Raw genomic sequence first — 18,045 nt, 5'->3', positions numbered from 1 at the left:
CTAAGTAGGTTATTGTAAATCCAAATATATCTAACAGAATAACATTTAACGTCAAAAAGCTAAACTATTCGATAAAAAGATTAAGTTTGTAAGTACAAACCTACTAATGCGCTATTAATCTAATTTATTTGCACAATATACGACAAGAAGTAGGCTATTGGACGTCAGGCTAATAAACTTTTATTAACATGTTATCAAAAACGTCGTCTTTTTAAAAGGCCATCAATAATTGTAAGTTTACTTTGCTTATTAATGGAATGACATGCAAGTAATTTTTTATCCCAGTTTGGTAAAATACTATTTACAGTTTTCTCTGAATAATCATTAGTTGTTAACACTTCTATTTTATTAATTTTCATACTGTGTCCGTACCTTTTTGCACAGTCTTGTGAAGGTCTATATAAATTATCTTGTTCGTCTCTAAATATGTTACCAGCAGGACGAGATCTTCTAACATCAGAAACTATTGGGTTCTTAGGATGACTTATCCACTCATTGGTAAACAAACTATCTGAATAAAATAAAAATAATTCGTCAAGAGACGAAGCACCATTATTTTCTTTTATATTACAAAATAACCAATACTTGTTATCATGTTTTAGTATAGTGGAATCTAAAGCTTGAATTCCTTTCATAAGTGTTTGCTTAAAGCGCCAATTATAAGGGAATTCAATACATTCATAAATATCCACACTATTGTTTGCGGCTGTCTCGGGAATCAAATATAACTTACCATCTTCTTCTATAATAAAGGGGTAAGACATATGGTAATCGTTTTCTATAATGGTTTTTGGCTTAGTATAATTACCTTTTTGGTCTAATTCCATTACAGATATTTTACCTAAACCTTCTTTATATATTAACTCTTCAATATAAAGATAATACTTATCATCTTTTTCAACAATAAATGGATCTGCCCAAAATCTATCCTTAGGAGGTACTATCTTTTTAAATCTAAAAAATGATTTAGACCATTCTTGTTTAGAATTGAATTTAAAAAGTAGTATCCATTGATTAAAATAGAATGAATTATAGACGAGAGAATTAATCTTTCTTAAGGCAATAACTGCCATAGCCTTTAGGACTTGAGAATTTGTTGGTGTTAAAAACAATCTATTACTATAAAAATCTAGATCTTCTGACTTATCTAAACTACTAAAGAACTCATCTGGACTTAGCGCATGTAACTCCTTTAATTTTCTAGGCATCATATTTAACGCCTTCCAATAATATTTGTTTTTATTTCGTTTGATACTTAATTTTTCTGTTGCACTAAATGAATCTGACAACTTTAATCCACCATCCAAATCTTCAGATAAAATCTGTAGTATTACACCTGTTACATCCCAATTTTCAAATACCTCCCAAGTGCCTGCTGGCCCTCCTCTGTTTACAGTATTGTCACCATGATGGTATGACCAAATACCATATCTAGCTATTTTTAGGATATCTCCTCGTAATATTCTAAATCCTAATCTTATTAATACATCTAGATCATATTTTTTTATTTCAGCAATATCATCTTCTATAATATAATCACTAAACTTTTTCTGTTTAGGAACAACAACTATTTCATCACAACTAACCAGATCTTTTACTCTTTTAGACTTAAATGCATCTGGTGTTACTTTAAATAATTTAGAATCTAATTTGTTATATAAAATCCATACTAGTTTTTTTCTCAGTTCATAAATTGTTCTGAACTTAGACTTGTTATTACTAGAGCTACCATTCTTTATTATTAGGGATATTTCGGCATAATCAGAAGAGTTTAATATTTCTAGCATTTTATATGCCCAATTAGGAATATTGTCACTGTCTATTAATAATCCGATTTTTAATTTACGATTCATCATTATAATAAAGTATTGAGGTAAAAGCTTTTGTAATTATCAAAATTGAAGAAGTCCAAATATGCGATAATTTAATTATATAAAAAAAAATTATCAAACACTTTCTTTTTATAAAGCGATGAAATAACAAGAAATAAGTAGCAAAAAAACAATTAAGATTAACTAATTTTATTACATAAACGAATATATCCATAATGTCAACCTAAAAAAATGGCATTTAATTGTCTTTTGTGCATATTTACAGCTCAAAACATTAGCCTGCTTATGGATTCAAAAAAAGAAAAGAAAAACAGATTATATCATTTAGATTTAATTCGTTTTTTTGCTGCTCTATATGTTGTACTATATCATTATGGATATAGAGGCTATGCAAAGGATAATTTCTCAATTTTACAATTCCCAGAGTTAGAAAGCTTTTCTAAATATGGTTACTTAGGAGTTGACTTGTTTTTTATAATAAGTGGTTTTGTAATTCTTTTGTCCATAAGGAAATCTAGTTTTATAGACTTTATGGTTTCAAGGATAACAAGATTATATCCAGCTTATTGGTTCTGCGTAATTTTGACAGCGTTAATAATTTATTTCTTTGATGGAAATATTTTTAAAATAACCTTACCACAGGTTTTATTTAATCTAACAATGTTAAATGGCTTTTTTGGAGTTGAATATGTAGATGGGGTGTATTGGTCATTATTAATAGAACTTAAATTTTATATACTAATTGGTTTGATATTACTGTTTAGATTAATGAAGCATATCAAACTTTTTGCATACATTTTACTATTCTTCGCTATTGCTCAATTAATAGTTCCATTTAAGAATGCACCTATATTACTAAAAGTTATTTACTATGTAACCTTTGCAAAGTATAGTGCATACTTTGTTGCAGGAATGTTTTTCTTTTTAATCAAAACTGGAAAAAGATCAATTTTCAATATAATTCCAATACTTATTTCATATATAGTTGCAATATTATACGCTGTAGGTAAAGTACAAGATAGAAATCTAAGATATGATAACGCATACGATGAGAATGTGGTTGCTATTCTTATTACAGTATTTTTTATCATCATGTTTTTAATAAGCTATGGTAAATTGTTGTTTTTAAATAAAAGAATATTTTACTATTTCGGAATACTAACGTATCCTTTGTATTTAATACATCAAAATATAGGTTTCATAATATTTAATACACTAGGAAAATCAATAAATAAGTGGTTATTGATTAGCATAGTTTTGATTCTTATGATATTTGCTTCCTTTTTAATTCATAAATTCATTGAAAAACCTCTAAGTAAATCAATAAGAAACAAGCTAACAAGTAGCAAAGTTTTAAATAATATAAGATTAAAGACAAAGCCTGCAAACTAAGAGTTAAAAATTATAAGATGCATAAACTCCAAATCAATATTTCAATTAAGAAATTAAATACCTTAAATCCTAAAACGGTAATTAACATCATTATCAATTTTTAGACAACATATATTTTAGATAATTCTCATATAACTATAACACTTAAAGAAAAATCAAATAGCTTACAAATAAACAGAAATGGCTTCTATAAATATAAAATCATTAATTTCTAGTTTAGTTTCAAAGCTAAAAAGTCCTTTAGTAAGAAATGTAATTATTGTAGCCTTAGTTACACTTTTTATAAAGGTTTTGGCCTTTTATAAAGAAACAATTATTGCCAGTAAATTTGGTTTAGGATTCGATCTAGATACATTTTTAGTTGCCTTACTTATACCCTCTTTTATTCAAAGTGTATTTCTTAACTCATTAACAAACCTGTTTATTCCAAATTACATTGTAGAGTTAAAGAATAAGGGTAACATTGCTGGTTTTCAGAGTATCGTTTTTTTAATGGCATTTGCTGTAGCTCTATTCTCAACACTTTTAGCATATTTTGTTATTGATTTATTTCTTGAAGAGGTGTTTCCTAACAAATCCGTAGAATATTATTTACAAGTAAAAAAGCAACTTTTCATCATTTTACCTTGTTTAGCATTATGGGGATTTACATCTGTTATATCTGGTCTTTTAGAAATTAGTAATAAATTTTTGGTGTCAACAATTCAAGGTGTCTTCCCTATCCTTACTGTAATTTTATGCTTGTTGTACTTCAAGTCTTACTTTGGAGATATGGTTCTGGCTTATGGTAGTCTCTTTGGGAGTATCATTAGTTTTATATTTATTCTATTATTTGGATTACACCATAAAGTTATATACATAGGCAAGCCGGTAATGAACAAAAACTCTTGGGAAATGGTGAATCAGTTGCCGCCTAAAATTTCTTCAAGTTTTTTATCTGCTATGAATAATTTTATCGATCAGTTTTTTGCTGGTCAACTAGCTATAGGCTCTATTGCTGCTTTAAATTACGGCAATAGGTTTCCTGCTTTTGGTGTCACAATTGTTATTATGGCATTTGGAAGCGTTCTTTTACCACATTTTTCTAGACTAGTTAATGAAGACTTAAAAATGGCATACAGCCATCTTTTTAAGACCTTAAAAATAATTTTTTTCTCAGGTATTATAGTAGTAGTCATTCTTATCTTATTCTCTGATTCAATTATAGAATTGTGGTTAGAACGTGATGAATTTACTGCAGAAGATACTATTAAGGTATCTAGAATTCAGCAAATTCTTCTCATTAATGTACCTTTTTATTTGTGTACCAGAATAATAGTTAAATTCTTAACAAGCATAAATAAAAATAAATTTATGGCTTGGGTGTCACTACTCAATTTAGTAGTCAATGTTATTTTAAACATAATATTAATAAAATACTATGATGTTTATGGACTGGCATTTAGCACAACATTGGTATTAATTATTAGTAGTTTTTTCTATTTTGGTTTTACTTATAAACAATTTAAAAAATTAAGTTTATGAAAATTGATTTTCTAGTCAATTCTTTAGTTCCAGGTGGAGCGGAAAGAGTTCTTGTTTTACTTGCAAACTTTTTTAAAAAACAAGGGCATGATGTTACGATAATAACTTTTAACGAACCTGAGATATGGAAGCCAGATCCAGAAATTACAAGAGCAAGATTACATGGCGGAAAGATTAAGAATCATATGGTAAGGAGTTTGGTTAATCTTACAAAGTACTATTCTAAAAAGAAAAACAGACCAGATGTGCTTATTTCATTTATGATACAGACTAACTTAATAGGTATACTAGTTAGCAAGCTGTATAGGATAAAGGTTATTGCATCTGAGCATAACAATCACCTGAAAGAGACTGATCGTATAGGGCGAATGACAAGAAAATATTTTTATAGATTAGCCAATAAACTAACCGTATTAACTCATTTTGATAAAATTCACTACGATAAATTAGGTGTAGACACTTATGTAATGCCAAATCCATGCACGTTTGATATCTATGAAGAAGAAATAAGAAAAAGAGATAAAATCATTTTAGCTGTTGGAGCTTTAAATAGATATCACCATAAAGGATTTGATAATCTTATTAAATTAATAGCACCTATCCTAAAGAAACACAAGGATTGGAAACTTAAGTTGGTAGGTGGTGGAACCAAAGGAACTAACTTTTTAAAGGCACTTGTAGATGAGCATAATATACAAGACAAAGTTATATTTACTGGATTTTCAACAGAGGTATCTGATATAATGAAAAAATCGGATATTTACATTATGACGTCTCGTTGGGAAGGATTACCAATGGTGCTTATAGAAGCTATGTCTCAAGGTTTGGTCTGTATTTCTTACGATTGCAAAACTGGTCCGTCTGAAATTATTGAAAATGAAACAAACGGAATTTTAGTTGAAGATCAAAATATTGAAGAAATGTCTCTAAAATTAGAGGACCTTATTAATAACCCAGATAAAAGAAATAAATTAGCAAAATCTGCCACAGAATCGTTAGACAGGTATGATATATCCTCAATATATGATAGGTATATGAAAATTATAAAAAGCTTTTAATGTGAAACTAAAGACATTAATACATATCTGTTTTCTGTTACCTTTTGTTTTTACTTTATTTAATGCACAGGTTTTAATAAGTATCTTAGTATATGATGTATATGCTCAGATAATGGCTTATGCAAATTTAGGCCTGCTCGTTTTAGGTATTGTCCTTTTGTTTAAAAATCATGGGGAATTCTCTAGAACAGCTAAAATGTGGATAATTTTTTTCATACTTTATTTTACAATTGGTATGACAGCTGGAATTATTCACGATCATCCTTCTAATATAATTGTCAGCATTATCCCTTTATTTTATGTTGTTGGTTTCTACTACTACCTAAGTTTTGCAGAAAATAGAGTTTTATTTGAAAAGGTAGCATTTATATGTCTTATAATCGTTTGTCTATTATGTATTCATTGGTATAATATAAACTTTGATTTAGATAAAGGTGGTGTACATATATACACCGTAGACAGGGCACAAGGAGTTTACGGAGATGCAAATAACATGGCCTTAACTTCAATAATAGCTTTTGTTTTTGTCTACAAGGTTTTTCAGCCGAAAAATAAAATGCTTTACATTTTAAAATTGGCATTATTATTTGCTATGTTTTATAGCTTATTTGTAACTTTTTCAAATACAGGCTTCATGGTACTTATTGTATCATTGGTAATGTTAAACCACAACTTTTTTAAAGGCATAAGACTTCTTATAGGAATTGTATTAATACCTGTCCTCTATATATTTTTACTCAACTTAAACAACTTAACGGCAGACCTAGATTTAGTTGGGCAGCAACGTGATAAAATAAATAACATTGTTAATATAGTATCTCTCAATTTTGATAAGGTTGATGATTCTGGCCGAAATGAGTTGGTTGCGAAACTTTTAACTTACGTATACGAAAATCCCTTTTTTGGCAATGGTGTAGATTTTGCAATTTCTAAACACGGTCATAATACAATTATAGGTGTTTGGGCAGATGCTGGTTTATTTGTACTTTTGTTTTTCTTAGGAATGCTCTTTACTTACTTTGTTAGGGCTATAAAATCTTCAATTGAAACAAGATTCTTTGTTTTACCTCTTTTAATTGCTATGTGCATATTTATGCTTAGTCTCCAAACTATAATTAACCAACCATATTTGATAGCCTTTTTTATGTACATTGGCTATAAAATAGATTTTGCTCAAGAAAACGAGGAGGAGGATGTGACACAAATTGAAGAGTGAAATTTTAAACCAATTTTAATTACTGATGTTTAAAATCAATCATAAAATATTAAATGTCGTATTACTAATACTTCTCGCTGTCATAGTTGTAAAAAACAACTACTTAAGTAAGTTAGGATTAATCCTATTCAAAGACAGTAATCACAATTATAAATCAAACAGAGAATATAAAAGACAACTAGACCTATATAAGGTTTACTCAAAAAAGCAATGTAATTACGTAATGCTCGGCAATTCAATAACTCAAAATGTTAATTGGAACGAATTGTTAAATAGAACAGATATTATTAATCGTGGTATTGGTAAAGATGTTACTGCGGGTTTTAAAAACAGACTAAATCATGTTACTAGTTTAAAACCGAAATACTGTTTTATAATGGGCGGAATAAATGATATTCTTTTTAACATAGATGTTGATGAAATTCTTGCCAATTATGAGGATATCGTTCGCATTTTAAAAGCCGAGAATATTATTCCGATAATTCAAAGTACACTCTTTGTTTCTGAGAGTTATGAAAATGCAAATTCTATAAATATAAAAGTGAATAATCTGAATTCAAGACTTATTCAATTAAGCAAGTCACATGATGTGAAATATTTAGACTTAAACGGTATACTTTCCTCTAACAATAACCTCAAAGATTCTTACACCACAGACGGAATTCACCTTAATGGTATAGGGTATCTTAAATGGAAGAAAATACTCGCTATGGAAATGAAAAACCACCAATTATCCGATTAATAATAACTGTTATTGCAGATAAAAGTAATTACTTGACAGTTAAAGGAATAATTTTGATTTTTTGACATTGTTAGTCATATTTGCAATATAAACAACCCAAATCTAAAAGAGAAATGCGAATAGTTATTTCCCAAGTAAAATTAGTCTATTATAAGACTCATATTCATTTGTTTTAGATGAAAAAATTTCTGAAACATATAGCCTATGGTTTCTTTTTCTTTGTGCTAATCAATCTTTTGATTGTATTAAAGTACGAATACCCTGCATATAAAGCCATAAAGGAAAAAACCCATAAAAATTATTTAAAGTGGAATAACATTTATGAAAATAAAAACACTTACGATCTAATAATTTTAGGATCAAGTAGATCGTATACTGGTTTTAATCCAAAAGTCATAGACTCTGTATTAAAACTAAAATCATTTAACATGGGAACTTCTGCACAAGATATAGCAGAGTCCTATCATTCTTTAGTTGAAATATTAAATCATCAAAATCCTAAATATATAGTTCTTGAAACATACTTAGATCTGTCCGACGACAGACACGATTATTATCAGATTTTCTCAAATGCTTCCTTTTTTAAATCTTCATCAAATAAATTTGAATTAATTTCTAATGGTTATGGAAGCAATGGAATAGCTAACTATTTTATCCCATTAATGAAGTTTAATAATTACATAAAACAAGATATTATAACTCTTTTCTCTAAGGCTGCTCAAAAAGCACCTGAGACTGATTGGTATAAAGGGTATTTAAAAGATACGGTAATTATTACTAAAAAGAAAATAGCTGCTTTGAGTCCTGTACCCAATTTTGATAATACACCTTTTAATAAAGAGCGATTTAATACTTATTTTAATAAGATAAAAGAGTTAACCAAATCTAAAGGAATTAAATTAATAGTTTTAAGAACTCCTTATCCTCCTACTCGACTTAAACTAGATGATAATGCAGATGAAGAGAATTTTTATAAAAGCTATTTTAAAAACATTACTGATGTAAAGTTTTACGATTTAAATCATTATAAAGCTGAAATATTCAAATACTCAGATGAAGACTTTTCAGATCATCACCATGCTAACCTCACAGGTGCAAAAAAAATTAGTCTTCAACTCTCTGATATTATAAAAACCAATCAAACTAATTAATAACTACTATGCTTTTTAATTCAATAGAATTTTTCATCTTCTTACCTATAGTGTTCGCTATATATTGGCTCATTGGTAATAAGCGTATTAAACATCAAAACCTTTTGATTGCCATAGCAAGCTATGTGTTCTATGGTTGGTGGGATTGGAGATTTTTGTTTTTGATTTTGTTTAGCTCTTTAGTAGATTACACTATAGGTTTAAAGCTTAAATCTGAAGAGAAACCATCCAAACGCAAGGCCTTACTATGGGTAAGTATTTGTGTAAATCTAGGATTCCTTGGTTTCTTTAAGTACTACAACTTCTTTGTTGATAGTCTTGTTGACTCCTTCACCTTTTTTGGTAGTGAGCTAAGCATTAACACATTAAATATTATTCTTCCTGTAGGAATTAGTTTTTATACGTTTCAAACCTTAAGCTATACCATAGATGTATACAATAAAAAATTAGAGCCAACCAAAGATTTTCTAGCTTTTATGGCTTTTGTTAGCTTTTTTCCTCAGCTAGTTGCCGGACCTATTGAGAGAGCCACTAACCTATTACCTCAATTTCATGTAAAAAGAGAATTTGTTTATAAAAATGCTGTTGATGGGTTACGCCAAGCACTTTGGGGATTATTCAAAAAAGTTGTAATTGCTGATAATTGTGCAACTTATGCCAATATAATTTTCAATAATCAAGAGGATTATTCTGGTAGTACACTTCTTATGGGAGCATTTTTCTTTGCTTTTCAAATTTATGGTGATTTTTCCGGATATTCAGATATAGCTATTGGTATCTCGCGTCTATTTGGTTTTAATCTAAAACGGAACTTTGCTTTTCCTTACTTCTCAAGAGATATTGCAGAATTTTGGAGACGTTGGCACATATCCTTGTCAACATGGTTTAGAGACTATTTATACATTCCGTTAGGTGGTAGTAGAGGCGGTACAAAGATGAAAGTCCGAAATACATTCATAATTTTCATTGTAAGCGGATTTTGGCATGGTGCCAATTGGACGTTTGTAGTTTGGGGTGCATTAAATGCCATATATTTCTTACCCCTTCTTCTTTTAAATAAGAATAGAGTAAACACCAACCTTGTTGCAGAAGGAAAATATTTACCAACAATAAGGGAGGTATTTCAAATGACAACAACATTTTTCATAACCTTAATTGCATGGATATTTTTTAGAGCAGATAATGTAACAAATGCATTTATATACATTAAAGACATGTTTACAACATCATTATTTACTACACCAGAAATCTTCCCATTGACAATTTTAGGATTGGTAGCTTTCTTTACGTTTATAGAGTGGTTAGGAAGATCTGGTGAGTATGCTATTGAAAAAGTTGATTTTATGAAACGCCCTGTTCGATGGTGTTTCTATTTTTTACTGGTTGTATTAATATTTAGCTTTACTGGTGAACAGCAAGAATTTATTTACTTTCAATTCTAAGTTTGATGAAAAAGTTTATTAAAAACTGTATTTTATTTTTTCTATTATTATTAATAGTAGGTGAATTTGTCGTAAGGTTTACTCATGCTGTTTCTGATATACCAAAAAGAACAATAGATAATACAGGTATTCAAAAATACTTTATAAATCAAACTGGTTATTGGAAAGGTGGCGACCATAAATGGAAGATTAACGAATTAGGCTGGCCAGGTGATTTACCCTCATCTTTTGACAAATTAATAACTATTATTGGCGATTCTTACATTGAAAACTTTATGAATCCTAATGAGTGTCATCAAGGCTCGCTATTAAAGAAAAGAATGTCGGATTACAATTTTATGGAAGCAGGAAGGTCAGGTGTGTCTTTTATTGAGGCTATGGAAATCAGTAAACATTTAGACTCATTACATCCTATACAAACCTTAATTTATATTAATGATAATGATTTTTATGAGAGTGTTACCGAGATTAAAAAAATGAGAGATATTACTCAACTAAACTTAGAAAACAATCAGATAATATATGGTGAAATGAAATCACCAGGATTAAAAAAAATTCTATACAATTGGAAATTACTCTACTACTTTTATAATAGATATCCGATTAATTTTTCAAATAAGAATAAAGAAAATGAAATAAAAGAACCAGAATTTGATAAGGCATTAAAGTTTAAAAATGAAATTTTAGAATTATTTAAGTTCATTAAAACTAATTATGAAACATCAAGCAAAATTTTAATTTTCCACCCTAAAACCAACGAGTATTTTATAAAGTTAGCTAAAGAACATGGATTTAAAACCATCGTATTAGACTCTAGTATGGATAATAAATCATGGACATTTGATTACGATTCTCATTGGACATGCTATGGACACGAACAAGTAGCCGATCAAATCACGATTGGGTTGAATGAATACTTAAAAGGAAAGGAGTAATAAAATGATTAAATCTAAATCTGATTATAAAAACTATCTTAATAAAGATAAAGTTGCTCTAGGTATCAAATGCTCTAGTCTTGAGAATAAGCTAATAAATTTTATCTCGCCAAATCCAATATGGACGTTTCAAAAATTACTAAGAAAGTTAGAGTATTATACAAATTGCAAAAAAACAGGAATTCACAAAATCTATTGTTATTATTTAAGATACAGATTCAAAAAAACATCTATAAAACTTGGCTTTTCAATTCCTATTAATGTCTTTGGACCAGGACTTTCAATTGTACATTACGGCACTATTGTTGTTAATTCCGCTTCATCAATAGGTGCCAATTGTCGTATACATGCTGGTGTAAACATTGGTGCATCTGGAGGTAAAAAAGAAGCTCCACAGTTAGGTAACAATATATATATAGCACCAGGAGCAAAAATTTATGGTAACATAAAAATTGCAAATAATTGTGCTATAGGTGCTAATGCAGTTGTTCACAAATCTTTCGAAGAAGAAGGCATTATGATTGCCGGAAATCCTGCAAAAAAGATAAAAGCTATTGACATACGAAAAATCATAAAACACATTCAGTAGTTTTTTAAATCCTTCTAAATCCAAGCCAAAAATGAAACCCAATCAAAAAACAAAAATTCTATTCGTTTTGCCTTCATTAGTGCCAGGTGGTGCAGAACGTGTAATTTCATTTGTTGCAAATAATATAGATAGAGATATATTTGATCCTGTGCTCGTAATAGCAGGCTTTAATAAGGATAATGCTTATGATGTAAGTAAAACAAATACCATTTACTTAAAAAAGTCTAGAATCCTTACCGCTATACCCTTTATAATTACAACAATTTCACGCTTAAAACCCGACATTGTGGTTAGCTCCATATCTCATGTTAACACAGCCATGTCAATAATTTCACCACTGTTTAGAAAAACAAAATTTATTGGAAGAGAATCTACAGTTTTAAGCAAACGCAAAAATGAAAAAAAACCTAGAAAATGGTCTCCTGCATATTTTTTACCTGATGGTTTCAAAAATTTAGACAAGCTTATTTGTCAATCCCAGGATATGGCAGAGGATATGATAAAAAACTATAATGTCCCAAAGGAAAAAACATTTGTTATTAATAACCCTATTTCTAGCTTACCTATAATAAAAAAAAATAGACAAAGGATAGGTCAGAAAAGATTTATTACAGTAGGGAGATTGACAGAAGTCAAAGGATATGAACGTATTTTGGAAATACTTTCAAAACTAAAAACACCTTTTATTTATACTATCATTGGTAATGGTAATTTGAAAGAACAAATCTTTAATAAAGCTAAAGAACTAGAAATAGAAAAAAAAATCATTCACATTGAGTTTTCAAACGAGTTAAACAAACATTTTTCAGAAAACGATATTTTCCTTCAAGGCTCATATGTTGAAGGTTTTCCTAATGCAGTTTTAGAAAGCTGCGTTGTCGGCACACCAGTAATAGCTTTTAATGCTCCTGGCGGAACCAAAGAAATTATAACAAATGGTGTTAATGGTTATATCGTGGAAAATGAACAGGAATTTTTAGAAAAGTTGAATGAGGAAAAAGTTTGGGATCCTAAAATTGTTAGGGAGTCTGTTTACAAAAAATTCAATAGCGATAAGATTTTAAAAGAATACGAAGATCTTTTTATAGGAGTACTAAAAAATAATTCCTTATCCTTTAAACATTAAAAACCTACAATTATCGATAAAATAAGTGTAGTCGTTTAATTGTTGCTATGTTTGGCACTAATATGTATAATATCAATCCATAAGATATTTATTTTATGACCCCAAATCAGAAAAAAAATATTGCAATCCTAAGTATCTCACTAGCAAGTGGTGGCGCAGAAAAAGTAATAAGTTTACTTTTAAAAGAACTTAGAAATGACTATAACGTTACTTTAGTTTTATTTCATAAGGTCTTACATTTCCCTGTTCCAGAAGGAGTAGAGATTTTTGCTATGAGCAACAAATCTCCTAAAAGACCTTTTCACAAAAAAATCTTCGATTCTATACGCTTTATATTTACATACTATCGCTTTATAAAGAAGAATAATATAGAAATTTCTATTTCATTTTTAGCATTTCCGAATTTAATAAATGGTATCGTTGCCACCTTTAATAAAAAAGTAAAAACAATCATTAGCGAAAGAGGATTTCCATCAGATAATGTTACCAGTAAATTATCTTTTTATATTTCCAAAATCTTCTACCCTATTTTCTATAATAAATGTTATAAGTTATTTTCTAACTCTGTTTACATAAACAATGATCTAAAAGATAATTTTGGCATTAAAATTCCGATGGAAGTTATTTACAATCCAATAGAATTACCTAATAAAACCATAAACTCAGAACTATTAAGTACTGAAACGAAAAAATTAAAACTCATTACTGCTGGCACTATCAATAAGAGAAAAAACCAAATAATGGTTGTTAGAGCCATTAAAGAATCTAAGTTAAAATATGATTTTTCTATTCTTGGAGATGGAGATTTAAGAACATATATAACTGAGGAAATTACTAAATTTAAGCTAGAAGATCAGATATCTTTAAAGGGCAAAGTAAAGAAAGTAAACGAATACCTTATAAATAATGAATGTTTTGTATTATCCTCATTCACAGAAGGTTTTCCAAATGCATTAATAGAAGCCATGGCAATAGGGTTACCATGTGTATCTACTAATTGTTTATCTGGTCCGTTAGAATTATTGAACGAAAATCAACCAATTAATATAAAAAATGGTGAGTTTTTTATTGGTAAATATGGCTTACTTGTAAACAATGATGATCATATAGGTTTAAGCAAAGCTTTGGACTATTATCATACCAACCCAACAGAAAGAGAACGCTTTAGTCGTTTAAGTTTAGAACGAGCAAAGGCTTATGAATTAAAATCTATCTACAGCCAATTCAACCAATTTATTAAAAGCTAAAAGTATATGTGCGGAATTAACGGACTTATAAATAAAACCAAAATAAGCGAAGACAGAATGTCCTCAGTGCTTAACGCTATGAATAATCTCATTCTACATAGAGGACCAGATGAAGATGGCGTTTTTTCAGAACAAAACAACAATTGTACGGTAGGCATGGCTATGCGTCGTTTGTCTATCATTGATTTATCTTCAGGTAAGCAACCCATATTTACAGATGATAAGCAAATTGTTATCGTTTTTAATGGTGAAATCTACAATTACAGATCTATCAAATCTAGATTAGAATCTGAAGGAGTAACATTTAACACATCTAGTGATACTGAAGTCATTTTAAAAGCTTACGAAAAGTATGGTGTTGAATCATTTCAGTGGTTAGATGGTATGTACGGCTTCAGTATTTATGATAAAAAAATAAATAAACTATTTATAGCTAGAGATTTCTTTGGTGAAAAACCACTGTATTATACACAAAATAATAATCAATTTTTATGGGCTTCAGAATTAAAGTCTATTATAAAGACCATAGATTACAAACCAAATATTTCAAAGAAAGGTTTAAATCTATACTTTAGATTAACATATATACCTGCACCATATACTATATATGATGGCATACATAAACTAGAAGCCAATCACTATTTAGAATACGATTTTAATACGTTTCAATATAACATACACAAAATCAACCACGAGCCTGCTCCAAAAACAGCAAATATTTCTTTTGAAGATGCCAAAGCAAAAACCAAAGAATTAGTTTATAACAGTGTAGATAGCAGGTCTATTGCAGATGTAGGTTTAGGAACATTTTTATCTGGAGGTGTAGATTCATCTATTGTGTCGCTTTGTTTATCTCAAGCTACAGGTAAAAAGATTGATACCTTTTCTATCGGATTTAAGAAAGCATCTTATGATGAAACCGATAAATCTCGTGTGGTTGCGAAAATGTTAGATAGTAATCATCATGAATTTATTATAGATGAAAATGATCTTAAACATAATATTCATGAAATATTAGTAAATTTTGATGAGCCATTTTCAGATACTGCAGCCTTGCCTACGCACCTACTTTCCGAAAAAACCAGAGAACATGTTACAGTAGCTTTAACTGGCGATGGTGGTGATGAAGTTTTTGGTGGTTACAACAAATATTACATAGGTAAAATGAATAAAAGGTACACAAGTGTTGTACCAAAAGCATTGCATAAAACCATTGCCAAACTGAGTAATAAATACTTGATTAATAAAGATGATACGCGTGGAAAACGATTTCAAATTAATAAGTTATTGAATGCTATTAATTATGAAGGCGATTTTTATTGGGACATTATTTCTTTAGCAAATACTAGCAAACTTCTATCAGAAATAATGCAAGACGATTATTATGACAGTGATTTATTTAAAGAATATAAAGAAGTATTAGGCAAACAAAAAATTGAAAGTCTAACCGATTTTAGATTGGTAGATAAAATTTTAAGCCTTGAAGGCGGTATGCTTGCTAAAGTAGACAGAACAAGTATGTTAACGTCTTTAGAATGTAGAGCACCATTTTTGAATAAGTCTATTTGGGAATTCACCAATACTTTGCCAGAAAGCTATTTAATGAAAGGCTGGAACAAAAAATATATTTTAAAAGAAGCCTTTAGAGATCAATTCCCTCAAGATTTTCTAGAAAAAGGTAAAAGTGGGTTTGGCTCACCAACAGGTGATTGGTTAAGACAAAGTCTTAGAAAAGAATTAGAAAGCTATATAGAACCAGAAATGCTTAAAAAACAAGGCATTTTTAAAGTTGATGTTATTACAAAACTAGTGCAAGATCACTTAGATAGTAAAAAAGACAGTACGTTTAGAGTTTGGTCTTACTACTGTTTTCAAAAATGGTATAAATTTAATTTTCTAAATGAAAACTAAAACAATGGAAAAAAAAAGAATACTTATTATAGCATCTTTCGCAGGTTCATTAATTCGATTTAGAGGCGATTTTATTAAAAGTTTAGTTGCCAATGATTTTGAAGTTTTTACAGCATCACCAAGTTATACCGAAGAAGATTTACAACTCATAAAAGAACGCGGAGCCCATCCTATTGAATTCAATCTTCAACGTACTGGCTTAAATCCATTTAAAGATTTTAAATCTATTTTAGAACTAAAATCCATAATGAAGGAAAACAAAATAGATTTAGTTTTCCCATATACTGTAAAACCAGTTATATATGGATCTATAGCCGCTAACATGAATAAAACACCTGTAATATCATTAATTACAGGTCTAGGGTTTGCTTTTACAGGTCTTACTCGCAAAGCACGTATTTTACAAAGGTTTAACGAGACGTTATATAAACTATCTATTAGAAAGAATAAGTTTATTGTATTTCAAAATAAAGACGATCATCAACTCTTTTTAGACAGAAAAGTAATTTCTAAAAAACAACCTGTAGCTTTTGTTAGTGGATCTGGAGTAAACTTAAATGAATTTACATTTAAAGAAAAAAATCCAGTAGATAAAGTTAGCTTTTTACTTATTGCCAGATTAATAAAAGAAAAAGGAATAGCACTATACATGGATGCTGCTAGAGCATTAAAACCAAAGTATCCTAATGCCGAGTTTCATGTAATTGGTGCTTTAGAAACTTCACCAAGTGCTATTAGTGAAGATGAATTACACGACTTACATGAGAAAAAAGTCATTATTTTTCATGGCAGGCAAATGGATGTAGACAAACATCTTCACCAAAGAGATATCTTTGTACTACCTAGTTATTACAGAGAAGGCATACCAAGAACCACTTTAGAAGCCCTTGCTTGTGGAAACCCTATTTTAACTACAGACTCTGTAGGCTGTAGAGAATCCGTAAAAGACGGCATTAATGGAAGACTAATTGAGCCTCAAAATTTAGAAGCATTGATAGATGCCATGGAGTTTTTTATTACAAATCCTAATAAAATTAAGGAAATGGGGATTAATAGTAGAAAATATGCTGAAGAGCGTTTTGACGTGAATATTATTAATAACGATTTAATAGAACTCATCAATAAATCACTTCTGTGAATTATCATAGAATATTTTTAATTTTTTAAGTTAAAAAACATCAATTAACATTCAAAAAAACAACCAATTATGTATAAGTTATTTTTTAAAAGATTAATTGACTTTGCAATCGCTTTAGTTGGGCTATTAATCTTATCTCCAATTATCATCACCATTATTGTTTTATTAGCCATAGCTAACAATGGAAAACCATTTTTCTATCAAACTAGAACAGGAAAGAATGGGAAAGTTTTTACAATTATTAAACTTAAAACCATGAACGATAAAAAGGATGCCGAAGGCAACCTATTACCAGATCATGTTAGAATAACCAAAGTTGGAGATATATGCAGACGTTATTCATTAGATGAAATTCCTCAACTCTTTAATATGCTAAAAGGGGACATGAGTCTAATTGGCCCTCGTCCTCTACTTCCAAAATATCTGCCACGTTATACTAAAGAACAATTTAGACGACATAATGTTACTCCTGGAATTACAGGATGGGCACAAGTCAATGGCAGAAACGCTATAAGTTGGGAAGAAAAGTTTAAGCTTGACACTTATTATGTAGATAATCAATCCTTCATGCTAGACTTCAAAATATTTTTTAAAACTATTCAAAACGTTGTTGCTAAAAAAGATATTAACGCATCTTCTAACCAGCCTATGCCAGAATTTATGGGTACTGAAAAAAAGTAACACTCTTTTTATAACAAAAGTTTTTAGTTAAATCAACTATAATTCTTTAGTTTATAAACCT

General features: G+C 29.3%; 15 protein-coding genes. 14 read left to right on the top strand and 1 reads right to left on the bottom strand.

Translation table 11 applies throughout. The features are described from left to right. Positions 1–194: 194 nt before the first annotated feature. Complete coding sequence (locus N4A42_RS04685; RefSeq protein ID WP_294070602.1) at positions 195–1,856, bottom strand: hypothetical protein; 1,662 nt, start codon at positions 1,854–1,856, stop codon at positions 195–197. Positions 1,857–2,117: 261 nt separating this feature from the next. On the opposite strand from N4A42_RS04685, the gene N4A42_RS04680 reads away from it, so the two are divergent. The 14 genes from N4A42_RS04680 to N4A42_RS04615 all read left to right on the top strand — a co-directional run bounded on the left by N4A42_RS04680 (position 2,118) and on the right by N4A42_RS04615 (position 17,984). After that, entirely contained in the window at positions 2,118–3,224 is a 1,107-nt protein-coding gene (locus N4A42_RS04680) for an acyltransferase (protein ID WP_294070599.1), read from the top strand. Between the two features lie 180 nt (positions 3,225–3,404). Then, complete coding sequence (gene murJ / locus N4A42_RS04675) at positions 3,405–4,748, top strand: murein biosynthesis integral membrane protein MurJ (RefSeq protein ID WP_294070596.1); 1,344 nt, start codon at positions 3,405–3,407, stop codon at positions 4,746–4,748. Next, positions 4,745–5,806 (top strand): glycosyltransferase family 4 protein, encoded by a 1,062-nt coding sequence (locus tag N4A42_RS04670; RefSeq protein WP_294070593.1) that lies wholly within the window; start codon positions 4,745–4,747, stop codon positions 5,804–5,806. Before murJ ends, N4A42_RS04670 begins: the two co-directional genes overlap by 4 nt. A 1-nt stretch (position 5,807) precedes the next feature. After that, positions 5,808–7,022 (top strand): O-antigen ligase, encoded by a 1,215-nt coding sequence (locus N4A42_RS04665; RefSeq protein ID WP_294070590.1) that lies wholly within the window; start codon positions 5,808–5,810, stop codon positions 7,020–7,022. A 223-nt stretch (positions 7,023–7,245) separates the two neighbouring features. Then, entirely contained in the window at positions 7,246–7,764 is a 519-nt protein-coding gene (locus N4A42_RS04660) for a GDSL-type esterase/lipase family protein (protein WP_294070587.1), read from the top strand. Between the two features lie 176 nt (positions 7,765–7,940). Further along, a complete protein-coding gene (locus N4A42_RS04655; protein WP_294070584.1) occupies positions 7,941–8,915 on the top strand; it encodes a hypothetical protein in 975 nt (324 codons plus the stop codon). Between the two features lie 8 nt (positions 8,916–8,923). After that, positions 8,924–10,357: an MBOAT family O-acyltransferase gene (locus N4A42_RS04650; RefSeq protein WP_294070581.1), complete on the top strand. Its 1,434-nt coding sequence runs from the start codon at positions 8,924–8,926 to the stop codon at positions 10,355–10,357. A gap of 5 nt (positions 10,358–10,362) precedes the next feature. Further along, positions 10,363–11,292, top strand: a complete 930-nt coding sequence (locus N4A42_RS04645; protein ID WP_294070578.1) for a hypothetical protein — start codon at positions 10,363–10,365, stop codon at positions 11,290–11,292. 4 nt (positions 11,293–11,296) lie between these two features. Beyond that, positions 11,297–11,881: a serine acetyltransferase gene (locus N4A42_RS04640; RefSeq protein WP_294070575.1), complete on the top strand. Its 585-nt coding sequence runs from the start codon at positions 11,297–11,299 to the stop codon at positions 11,879–11,881. A 31-nt stretch (positions 11,882–11,912) separates the two neighbouring features. Further along, a complete protein-coding gene (locus tag N4A42_RS04635) occupies positions 11,913–13,007 on the top strand; it encodes a glycosyltransferase (protein WP_294070572.1) in 1,095 nt (364 codons plus the stop codon). A gap of 95 nt (positions 13,008–13,102) precedes the next feature. Further along, a complete protein-coding gene (locus tag N4A42_RS04630) occupies positions 13,103–14,254 on the top strand; it encodes a glycosyltransferase (RefSeq protein ID WP_294070569.1) in 1,152 nt (383 codons plus the stop codon). Between the two features lie 6 nt (positions 14,255–14,260). Then, positions 14,261–16,165 (top strand): asparagine synthase (glutamine-hydrolyzing), encoded by a 1,905-nt coding sequence (gene asnB / locus N4A42_RS04625; RefSeq protein WP_294070566.1) that lies wholly within the window; start codon positions 14,261–14,263, stop codon positions 16,163–16,165. A 4-nt stretch (positions 16,166–16,169) separates the two neighbouring features. Then, the gene (locus tag N4A42_RS04620; RefSeq protein WP_294070563.1) at positions 16,170–17,303 is read left to right on the top strand and encodes a glycosyltransferase family 4 protein; all 1,134 of its coding nucleotides are present in this window, start codon (positions 16,170–16,172) and stop codon (positions 17,301–17,303) included. 69 nt (positions 17,304–17,372) lie between these two features. Further along, the gene (locus N4A42_RS04615; RefSeq protein ID WP_294070560.1) at positions 17,373–17,984 is read left to right on the top strand and encodes a sugar transferase; all 612 of its coding nucleotides are present in this window, start codon (positions 17,373–17,375) and stop codon (positions 17,982–17,984) included. The last annotated feature ends 61 nt before the right edge of the window (positions 17,985–18,045 follow it).

The sequence above is a fragment of the Winogradskyella sp. genome (genome assembly GCF_025210595.1).
Taxonomy (GTDB): Bacteria; Bacteroidota; Bacteroidia; order Flavobacteriales; family Flavobacteriaceae; genus Winogradskyella.
Note: the sequence above shows the minus strand (reverse complement) of the source record. Positions and strands in the feature narration are given on the sequence as shown.